The sequence below is a fragment of the Ruegeria sp. CDSB136 genome (assembly GCF_059610965.1).
Genome location: NZ_JBXWOP010000008.1, coordinates 138,099 through 158,672, shown reverse-complemented (window position 1 = coordinate 158,672; position 20,574 = coordinate 138,099). Strand labels below are relative to the sequence as shown.

At 57.0% G+C, this 20,574-nt stretch carries 14 protein-coding genes and 1 pseudogene; 6 read left to right on the top strand and 9 right to left on the bottom strand.

The features are described 5' to 3' along the window. Window positions 1-21: 21 nt before the first annotated feature. On the bottom strand, window positions 22-1,080 hold the full coding sequence (gene zapE / locus AC2FIR_RS10735) for a cell division protein ZapE (RefSeq protein ID WP_480813228.1): 1,059 nt from the start codon (window positions 1,078-1,080) through the stop codon (window positions 22-24). A gap of 165 nt (window positions 1,081-1,245) precedes the next feature. Here zapE and AC2FIR_RS10730 point away from each other — a divergent pair, with 165 nt between their 5' ends. The 4 genes from AC2FIR_RS10730 to AC2FIR_RS10715 all read left to right on the top strand — a co-directional run bounded on the left by AC2FIR_RS10730 (window position 1,246) and on the right by AC2FIR_RS10715 (window position 7,504). Next, window positions 1,246-2,784 (top strand): alkaline phosphatase family protein, encoded by a 1,539-nt coding sequence (locus tag AC2FIR_RS10730; RefSeq protein ID WP_496745410.1) that lies wholly within the window; start codon window positions 1,246-1,248, stop codon window positions 2,782-2,784. Window positions 2,785-2,928: 144 nt separating this feature from the next. Beyond that, the gene (locus tag AC2FIR_RS10725) at window positions 2,929-4,794 is read left to right on the top strand and encodes a PAS-domain containing protein (protein ID WP_496762347.1); all 1,866 of its coding nucleotides are present in this window, start codon (window positions 2,929-2,931) and stop codon (window positions 4,792-4,794) included. Continuing rightward, window positions 4,794-5,495, top strand: a complete 702-nt coding sequence (locus AC2FIR_RS10720) for a response regulator transcription factor (RefSeq protein WP_170614072.1) — start codon at window positions 4,794-4,796, stop codon at window positions 5,493-5,495. The genes AC2FIR_RS10725 and AC2FIR_RS10720 overlap by 1 nt, the downstream gene beginning before the upstream one ends. 242 nt (window positions 5,496-5,737) lie before the next feature. After that, on the top strand, window positions 5,738-7,504 hold the full coding sequence (locus AC2FIR_RS10715) for an ABC transporter ATP-binding protein (protein ID WP_480913191.1): 1,767 nt from the start codon (window positions 5,738-5,740) through the stop codon (window positions 7,502-7,504). 94 nt (window positions 7,505-7,598) lie between these two features. Here AC2FIR_RS10715 and AC2FIR_RS10710 read toward each other — a convergent pair whose 3' ends face one another. The 6 genes and pseudogenes from AC2FIR_RS10710 to AC2FIR_RS10685 all read right to left on the bottom strand — a co-directional run bounded on the left by AC2FIR_RS10710 (window position 7,599) and on the right by AC2FIR_RS10685 (window position 14,893). Further along, entirely contained in the window at window positions 7,599-8,837 is a 1,239-nt protein-coding gene (locus AC2FIR_RS10710) for an HlyD family type I secretion periplasmic adaptor subunit (protein WP_496762327.1), read from the bottom strand. A 54-nt stretch (window positions 8,838-8,891) separates the two neighbouring features. After that, window positions 8,892-9,740, bottom strand: coding sequence for an ATP-binding cassette domain-containing protein (locus AC2FIR_RS10705; RefSeq protein WP_496745406.1), 849 nt, complete (start codon window positions 9,738-9,740; stop codon window positions 8,892-8,894). A gap of 190 nt (window positions 9,741-9,930) precedes the next feature. After that, the gene (locus AC2FIR_RS10700; RefSeq protein WP_496745404.1) at window positions 9,931-11,037 is read right to left on the bottom strand and encodes an ABC transporter transmembrane domain-containing protein; all 1,107 of its coding nucleotides are present in this window, start codon (window positions 11,035-11,037) and stop codon (window positions 9,931-9,933) included. Next, window positions 11,034-12,983, bottom strand: coding sequence for a TolC family protein (locus AC2FIR_RS10695; RefSeq protein WP_496762345.1), 1,950 nt, complete (start codon window positions 12,981-12,983; stop codon window positions 11,034-11,036). The genes AC2FIR_RS10700 and AC2FIR_RS10695 overlap by 4 nt, the downstream gene beginning before the upstream one ends. 15 nt (window positions 12,984-12,998) lie before the next feature. Next, window positions 12,999-13,622, bottom strand: a pseudogene (locus AC2FIR_RS10690) (adhesin); the annotation flags it as partial. A gap of 86 nt (window positions 13,623-13,708) precedes the next feature. Further along, on the bottom strand, window positions 13,709-14,893 hold the full coding sequence (locus tag AC2FIR_RS10685) for an Ig-like domain-containing protein (RefSeq protein WP_496745401.1): 1,185 nt from the start codon (window positions 14,891-14,893) through the stop codon (window positions 13,709-13,711). Window positions 14,894-15,114: 221 nt separating this feature from the next. Between AC2FIR_RS10685 and AC2FIR_RS10680 the strand changes: the two genes are divergently transcribed. Next, window positions 15,115-15,372, top strand: a complete 258-nt coding sequence (locus AC2FIR_RS10680) for a hypothetical protein (protein WP_480913203.1) — start codon at window positions 15,115-15,117, stop codon at window positions 15,370-15,372. 151 nt (window positions 15,373-15,523) lie between these two features. After that, entirely contained in the window at window positions 15,524-17,125 is a 1,602-nt protein-coding gene (locus tag AC2FIR_RS10675) for a dockerin type I domain-containing protein (RefSeq protein ID WP_496762326.1), read from the top strand. 24 nt (window positions 17,126-17,149) lie between these two features. Here the strand turns inward: AC2FIR_RS10675 and AC2FIR_RS10670 are convergent, their stop codons facing one another. After that, window positions 17,150-18,466 (bottom strand): HlyD family type I secretion periplasmic adaptor subunit, encoded by a 1,317-nt coding sequence (locus AC2FIR_RS10670; protein WP_496762324.1) that lies wholly within the window; start codon window positions 18,464-18,466, stop codon window positions 17,150-17,152. After that, window positions 18,466-20,187 (bottom strand): type I secretion system permease/ATPase, encoded by a 1,722-nt coding sequence (locus tag AC2FIR_RS10665; protein WP_496745396.1) that lies wholly within the window; start codon window positions 20,185-20,187, stop codon window positions 18,466-18,468. Before AC2FIR_RS10665 ends, AC2FIR_RS10670 begins: the two co-directional genes overlap by 1 nt. Window positions 20,188-20,574: the final 387 nt, after the last annotated feature.

Genomic DNA, 20,574 nt, shown 5'->3' with positions numbered 1-20,574 from the left:
GGGGCGAGGGGGCAGAGCCTCCTATTTCCCCCAGTCCTGATCCTGCATTTCCCGCAGGCGCGAAGCGGTGCGCTCGAATTCAAACGTTCCTTCACCTTCGACATACAACATCTCGGGCTCGGCCGCCGCCGAGCAGATCAGCCGGACCCGGGCCTCGTAAAGGGCGTCAATCAAAGTGACAAACCGCTTGGCTTCGTTGAAGTTGTTGCGGGACAGGCGCGGAACGTCTTCCAGAACCAGCACTTTCACCGCTTCCGCAATGGCCAGATAGTCTGCCGGGCCCAGCATACGTCCGCACAAATCATAGAAGCTGGCCCTCGCTACGCCATTGCGAAAGGCCGGAAGTTCAACGGCCCGGCCGTTCACTTTCAACACCAGCGGCTCCGCTGCGCCTCCCGACAGGTCATTCCAAACCGCCCGGATATTCTGCCGGGCCTCGGGCCCGATCGGCGTAAAATACACAGGCTCACCCGCCAGTCGGTTTTGTCGATAGTCGGTGGGCGAGATCAGCTCCCAGACTTCAAGCTGTTCCTTGATTTGCGCGATGAATGGCAAAAACAGCTGTCGGTTCAGCCCGTTCTTGTACAGCTCATCCGGGTGCCTGTTCGACGTAGTGATCACGACCACCCCGCCTGCATGCAAAAGATCGAACAGGCGGCCCACGATCATCGCGTCCGTTATGTCCGTGATCTGCATTTCGTCAAAGGCCAGCAATCGGACTGATTTGACCACTGCCTCGGCAACGGGTGCCAGCGCGTCCTCGACCCCTTCCTTTCGAGCCTTGTGCATACCCGCGTGAATTTCCTGCATAAAAGCATGGAAGTGCACGCGCCGTGCAGGAATATCCTCCAGCGCATCCACAAACATGTCCATCAGCATGGACTTGCCGCGCCCGACGCCACCCCACAGGTAAAGGCCTTTGGGGGCGGGGGGGGCTTTTCGGAAGAAACCGCGTTTGACAGGTTCGGCTAGGGTGGCGCGAATACGCTCGAACTGTGGCAGAACGGCCTCCTGCGCGTCATCCCTGATCAGGCTGCCATCGGCAATGCGGGCCTCGTAAAGCGAAATCAAATCCGTCATGTCTGAGCCATAGCGTCCGCTCTGCCCCTTGAAAAGCGGCCTTTTTCTCTCGGCTTCGTTTTTGACGGGCTTCGCTCTGAAAAAATCTGTCAACGTGTTGCACGAGCGTCGGAACCAAGACAAAGTCCGCGCCAGACAGAAGCGTGGCTAAACAGGATTGCGGACATGTCACAGGCAGGAAACGTCTTATTCATAATCATCGACCAACTGCGTGCAGATTGCCTAACCGGCGCATTGGCGAACCATGTGGATCTGCCCAATTTGCGCGCGTTCATGAGCGATGCGGTCACCTTTACGCGCCACTTCTCGGTGACCAACCCGTGTGGCCCGTCCCGGGCTTCGATACTGACCGGTCAGTACGCGATGAACCACCGCTCTGTCCGCAACGGAACGCCACTGCGCCACGACATTCCCAATGTCGCGACCGAGATGCGCAAGGCCGGATATCTGCCCATGTTGTTCGGCTACACCGACACGTCAGCAGATCCGCGCGTGTTTGATTCCAACGACCCGTCGCTCAAGTCTTATGAGTACCCGATGCAGGGGTTTCACGAGGTGGTCGAAATGCGGCTCGAGGAATCTTTTCCCTGGCAATCTCATCTGATGCAAAAGGGCTATTCATTCGACGATTACTGGGATGTCTACAAGCCCGTATCACCAACTGGCAGCACGCCGAAACTGAACGACCCCGCGTTGTACCGGGCCGAAGACAGTGACACGGCCTTTCTGACGGACGCTTTTCTGAATGGTATCGCCGCGTACCACAAACAGAGCTGGTTCGCCCATCTGACCTATATCCGGCCGCACCCGCCGCTTGTTGCACCTGCGCCGTATAATGACATGTACGATCCTGCCGAGTTGCCTTTTCCTGCCGGGTTCCCGGACCAGCAGGCCGAAGCGGCGCTGCACCCGTTTTTTGCCCCTTCGATGCAATCCCAAACGGCCACCGGCTTTGTAAAGGGCATGGGGGAAATTGAACCGACACAGGAAAACGTTCAAACCCTGCGTTCCGTCTATCTGGGTCTTGCGACCGAGGTCGATCATCACGTCGGCCGTGTAATCCAGTACCTGAAGGAAAGCGGGCAATATGAGAACACTTTGCTGGTGATCACCGCCGACCATGGCGAGATGCTGGGCGATCGGCATACCTGGGGCAAAATGACGGTGTTTGATGCCGCCTATCATACGCCCCTGATTATCAGGATGCCGGGGAATTCAGCCCGCGCGGGTTCGGTTGTCGATGTGCCGACGGAATCTGTGGACGTCACCCCAACCATTCTCGACTGGGTGGGCAAATCAGTTCCGAACTCGATGGACGGACGCTCGCTTGTGCCGCTGCTGAAGGGTGATGTTCCCGACGACTGGCGCAGGTATTCGTTCAGTGAGCTTGATTTTTCAGAACCTGAAAAGCCAACTCTGTGGCAGCAGCAATTGGGAACCGGCAACAGCGAATCGAATCTGAGCATTCTTCGGGAGGACCGGTTCACGCTGGTTGAGTTCGCCGCCGATCTACCTCCGATCCTTTTTGACCATGCCGGCAAGGGTGAGCTTGAGAATGTCGCGAACGATCCGGAATTCGCGTCGGATCTGGGCCGGCTTGGGCGTCAGATGCTACGGCACCGCATGCGCAATGCGGACCACACGCTTTCCCTCTATTCTCTGACCCCAGAGGGTGCCAAATCGAAAGAGCGCTATCCAGACTAGGGCAGTGCAGCGTGACCATGAGCCCAAGGCAGGCCCGGCCTGTTTTTGTCGCATCTCTGCCCCCTACACCTGCGGGGGTTCTGATGTTACGCCTGTTCCGTGGGGAGAACTGTCTTGGACACCACCGAACAGCATATGAAAGCAATGACTATGGCCGGTCTGAATCTGATCGGCCAGGCCCTTTCGATTTACGACAGCCAATTGCGGCTGGTTGTCAGCAACCGCCGCTTTCAGGAAATGTTCGATCTGCCCGACACCTTGGTCCGCCCCGGCGCCCTGTTTCACGACACCATTCAGTTCCTCGCCAGCCGAGGGGAATATGGCGACGACGGAAATGTGGACGAAATGGTGAAGGCCCGCGTCGAGCAGGCGCTGAATTTCGAACCGCATTACATGGAACGGGCGCGACCAAACGGACAGGTTATCTCGATCGAGGGGGCACCGTTGCCACAAGGCGGCTGGGTCGCAGTGTATACAGATATCACCAGCACAAAACGGGCTGAGAACCTGTTGCGCGCACGGTCCGAGGAACTGTCCGGACAGTTGCTGAGCCATGCCGAGGAATTGTCAGCCGCGAACCGAAAGCTGGCCGCAACCAACTCGGCACTGGAAGAGGCAAAGCGCCAACTGACCGAGATTGAGGCCCGCACCCGTTTGACGACGGAGATGATGCCGGCCCATATCGCTCATCTGAGACAGGACGGTATCTACGACTATTCAAACCGCCGCCTGAGTTCCGTCATGCCGGGCCGACCGTCTGAGATTGCAGGTCTGCACATCTCCGAGGCGCTAGGTCCTTCAGCGTTTGAACGGGTCGAACCCTATCTGGAACGCGCCTATGGCGGCGAAACTTCAGTTTTTGAGTTTACCGAGGATCAGGATTCTCGCCGGATACGGGTTTCTTTCACCCCGGACGGGGCAGGGGGCGTCTACATAATGTCCGTCGACGTGACCGAAGAAACGCAAGCCAGGGTCGCCTTGCAACAGGCGAGCCGCCGCGCAATGGCGGCGCAGATGACCAGCGGCATGGCACATGATTTTTCAAACCTGCTGACGATCATTCTGGGGATGCAGGCGCGGCTGAACAAAATGGGCCTGCCCGAAGAGGCGCAGGAACTTGTTTCGGCCACTCAACAAACAGCCCGCCGTGGAGGGCAATTGCTGAACCGGATCGCGGATATGACGGGAAACCGGACACCTCAACCCAAGGCGACCGACATGCGAGGGCTGCTGGAAGACCTTCGCATTCTTGCGTCGCCATCGTTGCCGCGGGGAGTGGGGCTGTCGGTGGTCAATACATTGCCGGACGAGGCGCTGATGCTCGACCCGGGTATGGTTCAGGATGCAATGCTCAATCTTGTCCTGAACGCGCGTGACGCATGCGGCAATTCCGGTCAGATCACCATCAGCGCCCATGCGATCGGAAGAATATGGGCCGAAATCACCGTATCCGACACCGGACCCGGGTTTTCACCCGAAGCTTTGGAAAAGGCTCTTAACCCGTTTTTCACGACCAAAGGCAGCGACGGGTCGGGGTTAGGCCTTCCCATGGTTTACGATACCGTCAAACTGGCTGGCGGAGACCTGAATTTGCGCAACACGCAATCAGGTGCATCCGTTGTCATGCGATTGCCCTACAGGCCCGCACCATCAGGCCGCGGCGGTCTTGTTCTACTTGTCGAGGATAACGACGAATTACGTTGCCAGTTCCGCGATCTGCTTGTTGACCTCGGCTATTCTGTGATCGAGGCCACGTCAGTTGATGAAGCGCTCGGTTTGATCTTGGATATTGACGATATTGCGCTGGTTCTGTCCGATATCCGGCTTGATGGACCGGCCACCGGGATTGATCTGCTTGAGCGGCTGAAACCTGGCCTTCCCTGTATTCTGATGACATCCTTGCCCTATTCCGACCCTCGGCATCGACAAGCGCTTGCTTTGGCGCCGGTGTTGCGTAAACCGTTCTCCCGGGCACAATTGTCTGCACTGATCCGAACCGAGGCCGCCTGATGAACCAACCATTGGTGACCATCCTTGATGACGAGCCCGAGATACGGCGCATATTGACGGATGCGTTGGAAGAGGCCGGGTTCCGCACACAAAGCTTTTCACGCGCCCGCGAATTCGAAGCCTCACTGAAACGGGTGACTCCGGATGTTTGCCTTGTTGATCTGTCGCTTCCGGATACAGACGGGCTGGCGTTGGTACACCGACTGGCGTTGGAACAGGGGGCCGCCGTAATTATCATTTCGGGCAGGGTGCAGGTACAGGATCGCGTCACCGGGCTGGAACTTGGGGCTGACGACTATATCACCAAACCTTTCGATCCTGCCGAAGTTGTCGCCCGAATCCGCGCAAGATTGCGCGCACCAAGAACCCAGTCCCCGCAGTCGGAAGTGGCATATTTCAATGGCTGGACCGCATATTTCGATCGCTATGTTCTTGTGGACGGAACCGGCTCGGAAACTCCGTTCAGCCATGCCGAAGGCGAGGTTCTGCGCCTGTTTCTGGAAAGCCCGAAACGGTTGATCAGTCGTGGGCAGATGCAGGAAACTTTAGGCGGTGCCGCGGGTGAGAGTTTCGACAGGGCGATGGATGTGCGAATTTCGCGTTTGCGCACCAAACTGGGCGAAGACCCAAAAAATCCGCGCCTTATCAAAACAATTTACGGTGCCGGGTACATTTTTTTGGGGGAAGTTGATTGGCAATGATTTGTTCGGCACACGATCTTCCCAACTGCGTCTGCTTGAGATTTTCGAATTTCATCTCTTTTTCAGATAGTTGGAGGATGTCCAATATTATCTTTGGGCCAGCTATGGATTCTTGCAACCGTCCCGCTTAACTAACACCAACCCGTCTTTCCTGAAAAGACAGGCGACGAGATCGTTTCCGACCTATCGAAGTATCGCGTCGGCAGCAGGTGTCGAAGGCAATTGAGGGCCTGGAGAGTAGAATGGTCAGAGATTTCTGGGAAAAATGGCGATCCGGCCACATAGGCCGATTGGTTGGCAGCAGTTTGCGCAGCCAGGGTTGGCTTTACGGCATCGCCATGGCCGCCATGGTTGTTGTTGCGGGGACAACTGCGGGCACCGCCTGGATGATGGAAAACATCGTCAACGCCATGACGACGCCGGAAGCGCGCTCAAAGGTCTATCTCGTCGCGCTGGCGATTTTGGGGCTGTTTTTCGCCAAAGCAGCTGCATCCTACATTCAGTCTGTTTTTCTGGCCCGCGCGGGCAACCGGATCATCGCCGTTCAGCAGGAACAGCTATATGCGAAACTGCTGAAACGAGGTGTTGGATTCTTTGCCGACACGGAATCCTCTGATCTTTTGATGATCGTGACACAGGGTGCTCTGGCTGCAAGGCGCCTGGTTGATGTCGTGGTCACGAGTTTTGTTCGCGATGCGCTGACCCTTGTTGGTCTGGTATTTGTGATGGTCTATCAACAACCGGTGTTGTCCGTGCTGTTCTTCGTTGTCGGACCAATCGCCCTGCTGGGCGTCAGAGTTCTGCTCAAGAGCGTGCGTTCGATCATGCGTTCTGAAATGAAATCTCTGGCAGAGATCATGAAAGTCCTTCAGGAAACCTCGGGGGGCATCAAGATCATCAAGGTTTTTGCGCTGGAAGACCACATGGCCGATCGCATGAACCGCGCGATCAGGGCCGTCGAAAACCGCGCCAACTCCATTTCGCGGTTGCAATCTATCGCCAGCCCATTGATGGAATTTCTGGCAGGTATAGCGATCGCGGCCATTCTGATCATCAGCACGATTGGTATCGCAGGAAGTGAGCCGACCACACCGGGGCAACTGATGTCTTTCATCACCGCTTTGCTGATGGCTTATGAACCGGCCAAACGACTTTCCAAGATGCGCGTGGTCATCGAGACGACATTGGTGCCAATCGGCATGATGTTCGAGTTGTTGGACCAGGAAGATCCGATGCGCGAAAGCATCGAACCCGTGCAGCTGCGTCCGGGGCCCGGCGAGGTTCGGTTGCATGACGTCACTTTTGGCTATCAGGGCTCCTTGCCTATTCTCAAGAATATGGACCTTACTTTTGAAGCGGGAAAAACCACTGCGCTGGTTGGGCAGTCTGGCGGTGGCAAGTCCACCATCTTTGGCCTGATCATGCGTTTTTATGATCCGGATCAGGGGCGCATCGAAATCGACGGACAAGATGTCATGGACGTGAGCTTCGCTTCGTTGCGGCGCAAAATCTCTTACGTCGGGCAAGACACGTTCCTGTTTTCCGCCAGCGTAATGGACAACCTTCGATACGCACGTCCAGACGCAACGGTTGAAGAAGTCATGGAAGCTGCTCGCGCGGCACATGCCCATGACTTTATTACCGAATTGCCAAACGGATATGATACGCAAGTAGGTGAAAATGGCGCGTTTCTGTCCGGTGGGCAGAAGCAACGCCTGGCAATTGCGCGTGCAATCCTGCGCCAGGCAGAAATTCTGTTGCTTGACGAGGCAACCAGCGCATTGGATGCGGAATCAGAATCTTATGTGAAAGAAGCGCTCGACAAACTGACCAGAAATGTCACCACGATCGTGATCGCGCATCGGTTATCGACTGTGTTGGAGGCCGACAAGATTATGGTTGTTCAGGATGGAGAGGTGATCGAACAGGGTAATCTCGACAACCTGATGCAGCGTAACGGGGCATTCCGGCGTTTGTTTGATCAGCAGTTCAAGCAGCCTGCCTCCTGATCCACTTAGGTCAAGCCTCCGGGATTTGGAGTTAGGGTTCGGGTTATAGCATGCGTTATCTGGCGCGGCTAATAACGGGAAGCGCCGGTAGGTGCTATTCCCGCAATGCCCTGTCCTTGATTTTGACCACAGGCTGGACGAGATAGTCGAGGACTGACTTTCGACCGGCGAGAATATCCACTTCGGCAACCATGCCGGGGATGATCTCTATTTCTGCACCGTTGCCGTCCAGCATAGAGCTGCCGGTTCTAATCTCGACCACAAATACTTCTTCGTCGTTTCGGTCGGAACGATTGATCGTATCCGCACCAATGCGGAAGATTTCGCCGTCCAGTCCGCCGTAGCGGGCAAAGTCATAGGCCGTTATCTTGACTTTCACTTTTTGTCCGGCGTGCAAAAAAGCAATGTCTTCAGGGCGGACATAGGCCTCGACCAGCAAGGAGTCGTCCAGCGGGACAAGTTCGATCAACTCCTCGCCGCTTCGGGCCAACCCGCCAACGGTTGACCGGTGTATCCGGTTGACAATACCACGCACGGGGGCTCGGATCTGCGCCCGTGCCGCGCGGTCACGCAACGCAGGCAAGGCAGGTTGCAGCACGGCAAGCTCTGCTGTCGCAAGCGCCAGATCGGTAAGGGCACTGCTGCGAAACCGACTGTGTGTCGCCCGGATGCGATCATCAATTTCGTCGAGACCGGATTTCAACCTGTTGGTCACCGCTTTGGCCCTGACCTTGCGCCCGTTCCATTCCGCCTCACTGCGACGCAAGGAAAGCAGCGTCGTCGCCGGCTCCATCTGTTGCTCGACCAATGGTTCCATAATCAACCGTTCCTCGGCCAGCACCTTGAGCGTTTCCTCGGCCGTAAACTGATCCACCAGTCCTTCCTCGTATTCGCGACGGCGTTGCTGGCGTTGGCGTTCAAGGATGGCGATCTCCGCCTGCAACTCAGACTGTCGCCCCTGAAACAGCGCCGTTTCAGATTGAATGACCGCTGGCGCGTCTTTCAACAACACAGGCTTGAACTCTAATTCGGTGCCGTCGATTTCCGCCGGCAGCCGCTGCGTCCGCGCCATCAAACCAAAGGCACGCTGCTGTTCCTGACCCAATTGACTCGCTATCTGAGTGGTATCGAATTCCATCAGAAGAGTTCCCTCGTCTACCAGCTGACCTTCCTGAACATTCAGGGACCGCAGAACACCCGGTTCAGTAGCCTCGATCACCTGCAGATCACCAGATGGGACAATGCGACCGTCCACGCGGGTTACATCGTCAAGCTCGGTCATATGCGCCCAGAAACTTGCCGCGACCAAAAAGGACAAAATTAGAAGCAGCAAGACAGACCCCCGCAGCGGGGAACTCCCCTGCATCTCACGGGCCAGTTCGCAAGATCAGGATGCCGCGACATTCAGATGCCTCACCTTGCGGTTTGCATATTGAGTCAGTAGGCCTTTCGAACCATCAGCCACAATCTTGCCGCCTTCGAGAACGATCACCCTGTCAACTAGGTTCAGCAAGCTTGTGCGATGCGTGATGACAATGACTGTGCTGTCACTTGTTGCGTGCTTTAGCCGCCGGATGACGTCCGCTTCCGTCCGGACATCCATGGCGCTGGTTGGCTCGTCCAACAGCAGGACTGGCGGGCGACCGACCAAGGCCCTCGCCAGTGCAATCGCCTGCCGTTGTCCGCCGGACAAACCTTCGCCGCGTTCTGCTAGTTTAAGTTCATAGCCGCCGGGATGGCGCGCCACAAAATCTTCGACACCCGCAACCCGTCCGGCCTTCAGCAGATCTTCATCGTTGGGGCGGATCGCCCCACTGGCGATATTTTCGCGAACGGTACCGGAAAACAACCAAACATCCTGCAGAACAGACCCAATGTTTCGGCGCAGATCACCGGGGTCAATTTGTCGAATATCCGCTCCATCCAACGAAACCGAACCAGTCTTGGGTTCGTATAACCCCAGCAAAAGACGTGTAATTGTACTCTTGCCCGATCCGATCGGGCCAAGGAGTGCTACTTTCTCGCCCGGAGCAACCGAAAAAGAAATGCCGTCCAAAGAGTCGTTTGTCTGGTCAGGATAGGCAAAATGCACGTTGTTGAAGGAAATGCGACCTTCGAACCCTTTGCGACTGATCCAACTTAGTCCATGCGGTCTCTCACTTTCCGCCTGCATAAGAGAATCGAGATTGCGATATGCGCTGCGCGCCTGATTGATCCGCGTCAGTGTTTGTGCCAACTGCCCCAGAGGAGCCAGCGCACGTCATGTCAGCATTACCGCAGCAACCAGTGCCCCCATACTTGCCTCACCGCCCGCGATCAGAAAGACGCCATAGAAGACAATCAACACCTGAGCGGCTTGTTGGACGAACCCCGGTCAGGTTCAGTGCAAGTTGCGTGACGGAACGACTGCGCATACCGTGCGCGGATTAGCGATCCATCGCCTGTTCCCAACGGGACCGCATTTGCCGCGCCGCTCCGGTTGTCTTTATGGTTTCAAGGCCGGAAAGAGCTTCGACCAGAACCGACTGTTTGGATTGCCCATCGGCAAAACTGTTTTCCGCCAGACGGGACAAAACAGGCTGAACGATCAACCCGGTCAGTAGAACGACAGGCACAGCAAGTGCAGGGATCAGGGCCAATTGGCCACCAACCATGTAAATGACGAAAACAAACAGCCCAATAAATGGCAAATCCACCACTGCGACCAGCGTTGCCGTTGTAAAGAATTCGCGCAGTGTTTCGAATTCCCGGACGGTGCTGGCCATGGCGCCAGATGACCCGGTCCGGGACTTCATACGAATGTTCAGAAAGTGGTCAAATACACGCCGCCCCATGAACAGATCAGCCTGCTTTCCCGCCGCATCAATAAACCCGGCTCGTAGCAGTTTGAGCAAAAAGTCGAAAATCAGAGCTAGGCAAACGCCTGCGGTCAAGGCGATCAGGGACTCCGTCGCCTCGTTGGGCAGAACCCGGTCGTAAACGACCATGATGAACACGGATGTCGACAGCCCAAGCAGATTGGCAAGGGCGGCTGCCAGCGCCACCTGAATATATGACCAGCGGTTGGCGGCAAGGGCGGACCAGAACCAATGACCTTTCCAATCGTTGCTGATCGAACCAATTTCCTCTTGATGGATACCGCGCACCAGAATTGCATATCCGGTGTATGTTTCAGAAAGGCTGGCTTCTGGTATCTCTCCGATTTCGCGGCCCAGTTCCGGATCAAAGATCAGTAAATCGCCGTTGGATGCTCGCCCGTGCAAGACCACTGCACGCTCATTTCCCAAGAGAAGGATCGCCGGTACCAGATGATTGTTGAAAGCAGCCAGTTTCCGTTTGCCATACGCGGCCTGCATGTCCGCTCTGTTCAGGGCTGTAATGACATCCCGGATTGTCAGTTCACCTTCGCTGGATTGTGTCGCCTGGACCGCTGCCAATGTCAGTGGGCGGTCGAGATGCGCGGCGACGTGCAGGAGGCAGACCTCCATTGCCGTCAAAGAGTGGGGGCGTGTAACCGATTGCGCCTGCATCATGGTTGCCCAATCCTGTTGTTCAGAGTGACACCAAGAAGATCAAGAATATCCCCGGTTAGGCTGAGCGCCGCATAATTTGTCAGAAAGTAGTTCTGCTCTGCCAGGATCAGTCGTTCTTGCGCGTTCACATAATCCCTTTGTGCATCCAGAATCTCGATCAGAGTGCGTCGCCCGATTAAAAACTGTGCTTGTGCTGCCTTGATGCTGTCGGCGTTTGCCTGGGCGGCCTGGCGCGCTGCCTGCAGGCGTTCGGCGCCAGCTTTCTGATCCGAACGAATGAACCCCAATTCCCGGGATATTTCGCGGCTCAGGCTTTCCCGGGAAAACTCGACATCTCGGACCTGCGCTTCCGCAACCGCAATCGCCGCCCGGCGCGTCCCCGTACTGTCGATTTCGTAGTTAACTGCCAGATCGACACCGTAATTCGCATCTCGGCTATCGTCCCTGTTGGCAAAAGCGGCCAGTCTTTCATCCGGTTGGCGACAGGCCAGAGCGGCAGAAAGTTCTGCCTTCGCGGCCACAACAGCAGCATCTACGCGGCGGATCTGAGGGCTTGCCTCCACGATCTGTGCGTCACTCCGTGACAGCAGCGGAGCGGGGATGGCCGGGGCCAACACTCCGGGCGCTGTTCCGTAGATTTCAACAAATCGCGCCTCGGCGCGCGCCGTGCGCGTTTTTGCATCCGCAAAGCGTGTTTGTGCGTCAGCCATGCGGGAACGCGCGGTCAGAACATCCCCCTTCGATCCTGCGCCGCTGGCCGCCCGTTGCGAAATCTGCTGGACAAGCTGTTGGTGTACCTCGACATTCCTGGCGGTCAGGTCTTGAATCTTCCGGCGGTCCAAAACTGTCACATATGTTTCAATCGCGGCCAGCGCCGTTGCCGAGGCCGTTTGCAGACGGTCCCCCTGACTTTCAAAAATCCGGGCGCGTGCCGCAGCCAAATCCCCCGCCGCCGCACCACCATCATATACCAGTTGCGAAACACGCAGATACGGTGAAAAATCAGCGGCATCCGAAACAACTCGTTCGGAGCGCGCGTTCAGACCCAAGAAGACCTGGGGCAGAAACGCGCCCTTCGCGGCATCCTGACCGGCATTTGCGGCCGCAAACCTGGCATCGCTTTTTGCCAGATGAGGACTGCTTTCGACAGCTAGACCGTGCGAGGAACCGCTTATGGTCAGGCCCGAGTTTTGCGCGTCACTGAGAGAAACGGCACCGTTTGTCCCGACGTCATTCAGGGTCAACACCGGGCGGAAATCGGTCGTGAGCGTTGTCGTTGCAGCGGGCGCACTGTTGCCAGCCGCATCATCCACCATAGCCGTCAGCGTAAAGGCGGTCCCATCCGCCAATGCCGCCAGATCGCCCGAAAGAACGGTAGCGGACCAAGTTCCCGAGGAAACAACGGCCGTAAAGGTCTGCCCGCCGAGCGTTACCGAAACCGTCTGGCCATCCTCAGCTGTGGTAGTTCCCGACACTGCTAGATCGCTGTTTCTTTCAATCACATCCAGAACTGCACCGGTCGGAACCGGATCAAGCGTGATTGACGGTGCGCTAAAGTCCGTTGTGAAGCCGTCTGAAGCGGAGCTGCTGTTTCCTGCCGCATCCGCAACCGAAGCGGTGACACTGTAGCTTTCATTGTCCTGCAACCCGGCTAAATCCAAGCTTGCGGCGGTATAGTTCCACCCTCCACCTGTTACAGTCGCTGTTCCGCTCACATCAACGGTTCCGTCAGCACGTGCGATCTGAACTGTGACCGTTGTTCCGTCCGGCGCATCTGATGTGCCCGACACGGTTAGATCCGTGCTCTGTTCGGCGGCATTCATGATCGCGCCGTCTGACAGGGCGGAGATCGTGATTGAAGGTGCCGTAAAGTCCGTGTCAAAGCTGCTCGTCGCTTGAACGGAGGGGTTACCTGCGGCGTCCGAGATGTCAGCGGTAACCGTCACAGTACCATTGTCGGACAACAACGAAAGATCTGAGGACGGTACAGTCACACTCCAACTGCCACTCTGGACCTGGCCGGAATACGTCTGCCCGTTCATCGAAACGGTCACCATTTGCCCGTCTTCGGCATCCGTCGCATCAGTTATGGTCAGATCCGTAGCTTGCTCCGAGGCATTCAGAACGGCACCAGAAGAAAAACTGTCGATGCTGAGCGTTGGGGCGGTGAAATCCGTCGAGACCGAGCTGCTGGCCTGTGGCGCGTCCAATCCGTGATTGTCGGAAACGTCAGCGGTGATGGTAAATCCCGAACCGTCCGCAAGCGCCTGCAAATCTACCGTGGGAACCGTAATTGTCCATGTATCTCCTGATACAGCGCCCAGATAGGTTTGACCGCCCAGGTTAACCGTTACCTGCTGTCCATCCGGAACATTGCTCGTTGTACCGCTGACAGTCAGATCCGACCCGGCCTCGGCCGCGTTCAGAACCGAACCGGTGGGCAGTGGCGAGATTGAAATGGACGGCCCGCTCAGATCAACAGGCAGGGTTGCCGTTGCCGGAGTGGCGAAATTACCCGAGGTGTCGCTGACCGTGGCACTGACCGAAACCGGGGTGCCGGTAGTCAGACCCCCAAGATCGGCGCTGGGGACCGTTACGCTCCAACTGCCGCCAGATGTTGTGCCCGTGTAAACTTGGCCGTTGAAACACTCTGGCCATCGGCTGCCGTTGTCTAGCCGGTCAGAGCCAGATCGCTGTTCAGATCGACCAGTTCGATCGAACCGCCCGAAACCGGGTCAAGTGTGATGGTCGGAGCAGTGAAATCCGTGTCGATACTGTCCGCGGCCGGAACAGCCGGATTGCCTGCCTGGTCGGTCACGTCCGCCTGTATTATGATTGTCGCACCACCCTGCAGCGCGGCCAGATCAGAGGCGGGGACCGTTACGCTCCACGCCCCGTTGGCGACGATGCCGGTATACGACTGCCCGTTGAACGAAACAGTTACAAGCTGGCCGTTTTCAGCGTCTGTGGTCACGCTCAGGATCAGATCGGTCGCCTGTTCAATGGCGTTCATCACGGCCCCGTCAGACACCCCGGTTATGGCAAGGGTCGGTGGTATGGTGTCAATTTCGAACTGAACCGATTCAGTTGACAACTCGGCGCCAAACGCATCGAGGCTTCGAATAGTGACTGAATTTACCCCTTGCGGCAGACTGGCCGCTTCGGCTTCGGTCAGCGAGATAACCCAGCTTCCGTCTGCATTCGGTGCAATGGTTTTCGTGATCGAACCGATGGTCACTTCAATAGTGTCCGCGTCTGCCGAGGCCAAAACTCCGGTGCCGAAGCTGCTGAGTGTCGTCGATTGGGCTCCCGCAAGGTTGAGGGTCGGGTAGCTGGGTGTCGGACTGGGGGTCGGGGTGGGCACGACTGCGGGGCTGTCATCTCCGCCGCCACCACCGCCACCTGCGCCCGCAGCAACGGCGCCAGCCAGACCTATCCCGCCCAATATTGCGCCAGCGCTGCCCATTCCACCTGCGGCTGCGCCACCGGCCTCTGCCGTAAGGCTGAACTGAGCGATTTCGGCAACGGCTTCCTCGGCGATCATGATTGCGCCGCTGCCCAGAACCTGAACGTTTTCGGCAGCCACGATCAGGGTACGACCATCGTTGAGTTTCAGCAAAACATCGCCGTTTTTCAACAGCTTTGCCGACTTCACTCCCGGAATGGTCTCCGCAAATTGAAAGGCATAAAGCTCTTCCACGGTGGCCTGTCCCAATGCCGGTAACGCCATAAGCACGGATCCGAGCCCCCCTGCGGCGCCCCGGCCTGCCCATTTGCGCAACCTCGCATCGATCCATTGGCGAATATGCTTCTTGCGATCCGTGTCAGGAGTGTTGAGTTCAGAATTCTTCGTCATCTTGTCCTCACAAGCAGTTGCCGCTTACGTCGGGAAGACGTTTGGCCTGGGCCAGGTTCCGTTAATCTGTCTTTCCTTTTGATGACTCACGTGGTCGGACCCGAAAATTTGAGTTAATCTGAAACCGAACTCCTCGTTTTCACCACAATTGCGCTTTGGTTTTGGTCTTTGCGTCAGAGCACCCTGTTGTCAAAGCCGGCATCGGCGTGGGGTGATCAGATATGAAGTTCAATTTCCAAGGCGTGGTAGAAACGGCGAGCACGGCGCTCGATACAGGTATCGGCGATACGGCTTTAAAAACGTTTAACGGGACTACGTGTCTTTACAGCGTGACCGGACCCGGCGGCGGTATTGCTGTCTGGACATTGGCAAACGGCGCGATTCCTCAACTTCAGGACACGCAATATTTCAGCGGTTCGATAACGTTTCAGGTCGGGCGCAGCGGGATGCCGGTGACACTTGGGGGCAGGACCGGCTGATTCTGGACGCCGATTCCGCAACGGGTCTGGTTGGATACGATCTGCTGGCTGACGGCTTCATCGGAACCTTGCGGGAAACAGGCACCCTGTCGGGCCAGTTGAATTTCTGGCAATTGCCCACGAGGACAGCGGCAATATTGCGACCTATCATGTGAGCACGGACGGATCGCTGTCATTGGCAGGCATCACCGCCGGACAGGCCGACTCGATGCAAAGCCTGAAATCCGGATCCGGACATTTCTTGATCACTGCGGATGCGGCCAGCAGTGTGATCTCCACCTACGAAATAGACGATACAACCGGTATTTTGACCACCGTGGATAACAGCGCCTCGCTGTCGACACTGGGCATTGCCACTCCGACAGCTATCGAAGTGGTGCAGGCGTACGGGCTATCCTGGGTGTTGGTGGCGGGTTCGGGCAGCAACTCTCTAAGCGTCATGAAGTTGGGCGGTGACGGACGTTTGACACCGACGGACCATGTTCTTGATTCCTTCGGCACGCGGTTTGAAACGGTTCAGGATCTGGCAGTCGTTGAAGCAAACGGGCGGGCCTTTGTTGTGGCCGGAGGTGGCGATGACAGGCTTACCCTGTTTACCCTGACACCCGACGGCCAGCTGATCTATCTGGATAGTTTCGCAGATACTCTGGCAAGCGGTTTGCAGAACGTCGAAACGTTCAGCGTTGCGCAGGTCGGGGACGAGTTACAGATCCTTGCTGCCTCGCAACAGGAATCCGGCCTGACCCTATTGACTGTATCGATCGCCGATCTGGGGGTGGTCGACGAAGGGCTGGGCACCGTCAACGGAACTGCGCTGGATGATATGCTGACCGGCAGTATCCTGAATTCGACCCTTCTGGGTGGGGCGGGAGACGACATTCTGATCGCTGGCACAGGCGCCACAACGATGACCGGAGGTTCCGGCGCCGATATCTTTGTCATGAACTACGGCAGCGACACGACCACGATTATTGACTTCCAGCCGGGTCTGGACCGGCTGGATCTGTTCGACTACCCGCTGATGCGAACCCCATCGCAACTGACTTTCACCGCGACAGCGCAAGGCGCGCAGATTGACTACGTCAATGAAACCATTCTGGTTCACTCCGCAATTGGTGGCCCGTTGACCAGCGCCGACATCTTTGGGGCGGAGTTTGGCGGGCCTGACCATATCCCGGTCAATTTCGGCAATTTTGGCGGGCTCGTGCCTGACGGCTCGGGTGGCGTGCTGGGGGACATCACAGTCGACACACAAACGGCCAATCCTGCGCTGGCGGACGCAGAAATCAGGTTCACTCCAAACGGAGGTGGCACGATCAGTGTTTTTGCCGATGAGAACGGGCAATTTGATCTGGGCCTGCCTTCCGGCACGTTCCCTGGTCAATTCGATGTTGTAAAAAGCTATTCGACCGCCAGCGACCAGATAACCGCACTGGATGCGCTGCAGGTCCTGCGTTTATCCGTGGGGCTTGATCCGACCTGGGGGCCCGCCACGCCTGAAAACCTGATCGCGGCCGACATTACACAGGACGGAACGGTAAACGCTCTGGATGCGCTGGCGGTATTGCAGGTCGCTGTTGGTCTACCGACCACACATCCTGCGGAATGGGTGTTTCTGGACTCCGCTGCGGATCTTTCTGGGATTACCCCGACCAACGGAAACTATGCAACGGGCGCGAACGCTGTCGCCGTGGATGGACAATTTTCGGTCGACATGACCTCGATCCTGCTCGGCAATCTGGAAGCGGCCTGAAACCCGGCGCGATGATGCGCCTGGTTACTCGCGAAATGCCCGATTGAAATAATCGGCCATCGGCTTGATCAGATAGGACAGCGGCGTACGTTCATCCGTTTTGATCATCGCCTCAACCGGCATACCGGGAAGCAGAGCTTGCCCGTTCAGTCGTTCAACTTCGCCGTCGTCAGGGGCTACTTCGGTCCGGTAGAATGTAAATCCAGTACTCTCGTCCATGAAGGTGTCGGCAGATAAATTAATCACATGACCATCGATCTCAGGTGTCTCACGCTGATTGAACGCCGGGAAGCGCAGGGCGACTTCTTGCCCGACATACAATTGATCAACATGCAGCGCATCCACACGCGCGGCAACCAGCAGTGGCGTGTTCTGCGGCACAACATACATCATCGGCTCACCGGGCTGAATCACCGATTGCAGCGCAAAGACCTGACTGTCATAGACTGACCCCGAGACCGGCGAACGGATGTCCAGACGCGACAAACGCTCGGTCAAGGCCAGCCTGCGTTCCGACAGTTCAGACACCTGAGCCTGTACTTCACGTAACGCGGTGATCGCCTCCTCCCGCCGGGTGGCGGTGAGCTCGACGATCTGAATCTCTGTTGCGGCGATCTGACCTTTCAGGCGGGCCACCGATGCTTCAAGACGACCAATTTCACCGGTCAGGCTGGCATTTTCACGTTGAAGGGCCGACACCCGGCTGGCCTGCGTCAAACCACGCTTTAGCAGGTTTTCCTGATCCTCCAACTCGTTCTGGATCAGATCGACCTGAGTGCGCAGCGACACCAACTGAGCCTGCGTGCCTTCGATCTCACTTTCGATCTGGGTGATTTGTTTGCCCAGTTGCTCTTTCTGCTGGGCCATCGTATCGATCCGCGCCTCAAAAAGCCTTTGTTGGCCATCAATCAAATCTGAATCGATTTTTTCCTGTTGCTGAAGGGCGCTTAGACTGGATGCCAAACCGTCTGCGTTGCTTCCGTCGCGTTCAGCCTCCAGCCGCGATTTCCGCGCCAGAAGTTCAAAAAGCTGAGATTCGACAATGCTTTTTTCCGAGGACAAAAACGTATCATCCAGCCGCAGGAGCAAATCACCCTCGGCGACGACATCGCCATCCCGTACAAAGATCTCGCCGACCACACCACCGTCGGGGTGTTCGACGACCTGGCGGTTGCTTTGGACTTCGATCACCCCTTGCGAGACGATTGCCCCCGCCAATTCTGTCTGCACCGACCAGAGCCCCAGTCCGCCGACCAGGATGGTCAAGGCAGAGAAACCGACAAGCGCCGGAACCGTAATGCGCCACGCCGGACGTGGATGTTGTTCAAGATTCGCCGCCATCAGCTGCCTACCTGATTGAATTTTCGTTTGATGGCTTCGGCGTTTTGCACAGCCGCGCTCAAAATCTCGTCCCGACTGCCGAACTTCACCACCTGACCGCGTTCGACCACGGCCAGATCATCGCATTCCGAGATCGCCTGCGGACGATGTGTCATGATGATCGCCCCCTTGCCCTCGGCTTTCAGGCCACGAACGGCGGCATTCAAAGCCTCGGTTCCGTCTGCATCCAGAGCAGAGTTCGGTTCGTCCAGAATCAACAGGACCGGATCCCCATATAGGGCACGTGCCAAGGCAATACGTTGTTTCTGCCCACCTGAAAGCTGGCTGTCATTGCCTTCCAGAAAGGTGTCGTACCCTTTTTCCAGTGTCAGGATCAGGTCATGCGCGTTGGCTTTCTTCGCAGCGTCAACGACTGCCTCGGGATCGGGGTTTTCGGACATCCGGGCGATGTTCTCGGCCACCGTTCCGTTGAACAGGGTAACCTGTTGCGGCAGATAGCCGATATGCTGCCCCAGATCGTCCGAATCATACTGATCCAGCGTAGCACCGCCCAACCTTATTTCGCCGCCAGCCGGTTGCCATAGCCCCAGCAGGGCCTTGGCGAGTGTCGTTTTACCTGACCCGCTTTTGCCGATAACTCCCAACGCCTTGCCCGGTTCCAGGCGCAGCGTGACATTGCGCAGTGTCGGTGTATCGGCACCCGGCGGAATGACGGTCAGGCGCTTGGCCTCCAATTTCGCTTTTGGCACCGGCAACTTTGTGCGCGGCATCTCGGGCGGGGTGGTGTCCAGAAACCGGTTCAACGAAACCCAGGCCGTCCGCGCCTGCTGGATCATCCCCCATTGGCCCACCGCCTGTTCCACGGGCGCCAATGCCCGGCCCAAAAGGATCGAGCCTGCAATCATCGCACCGGGCGACAATTCATTGCGCAGCACTAGCCAAGCCCCAAGCGCCAGCATCGCGGATTGTAAAAACAGCCGCAGCGATTTGGTCAGCGAAGTAAAGCTTCCAGTCCAATCGCTGGCGGAAATGGTCTGTGACAATGCACTCGACCGTTGCCGCAACCACCGCTGGGTCACAGCCCTCTGCATTCCTTGCGATCGGACCACTTCCGCGGCTTGCCTGGCATGTTCGGAAAACGAGTTCGCCTGCGCCGATGCCCGCTGGGCTTCCGCTACTTTGTTCCGGGTCAGAACCTGGTTGAGCAGAGCAATGAATATCAGCAGCGAACCGCCACCAACGGCCAGCCAGCCAAGCAATGGGTGAAACAGGAAGATCGCGGCCAGAAACACCGGCGTCCAGGGGATGTCCATCACCGCCAACAGAACGGGAGACGCGCATAGTTTCTGGATAATTTCGAGGTCCCGCAATGCCGTTGCCGGTGCGGATCTCGTTTTCGGATCAAGCGATCGCCGCAACGTGGCGTCGAACACCCGTTCGTCCAAAGCGGATTGGAACCGGGCCCCGAACCGGGCGACAATCCTGCCGCGTGCATAATCCAGCATGGCCATCAGGACATAAAGCAGTGCAACCAGCAGGAACAGAGCCGTCAGCGTCTCGACCGCGCGCGATCCCAAAACCCGGTCATAGACCTGCAACATGAACAATGGCCCGGTCAGCATCAGCAGATTGACAAAAACACTGAACAGAAACGCGAGTGCCAGGAACGTCGTTCCCTGATTGCGGGTATTGCGCAACTCGTGTCTGGGGGACGCAGACATCCTGAAATCCGGGTTCACAGTTCAAGCCTTTGCTTATTGCGGTACGCAGACGATCCCGTCTGCAGCGTCCGGCATCTTAGAACGTTGTCGCGGGGCATAAAATGCGCCGTGTCGAAGATCGGCAAAAAACCTCTGACCAAAGTCATTGCAACCCCCTGGATGACTGGCGAGTCAAAGCGACTGCCTCTTGAAAGCCACTATGACGGCCTACGCAGGACATGTCGAACCTATTGATACCAATTGCTGAATCTGCCGGGCATTTTCTTTTTGACACCTCAACCCATCGAATTTGTGATGATCCAATAGCTTTGGTCCCGCATGTTCATTCTCAATCAGTATGCATGGAAAATCTCCGGGGCTTTGCCCCACAATATTTTGCAGGTCGAG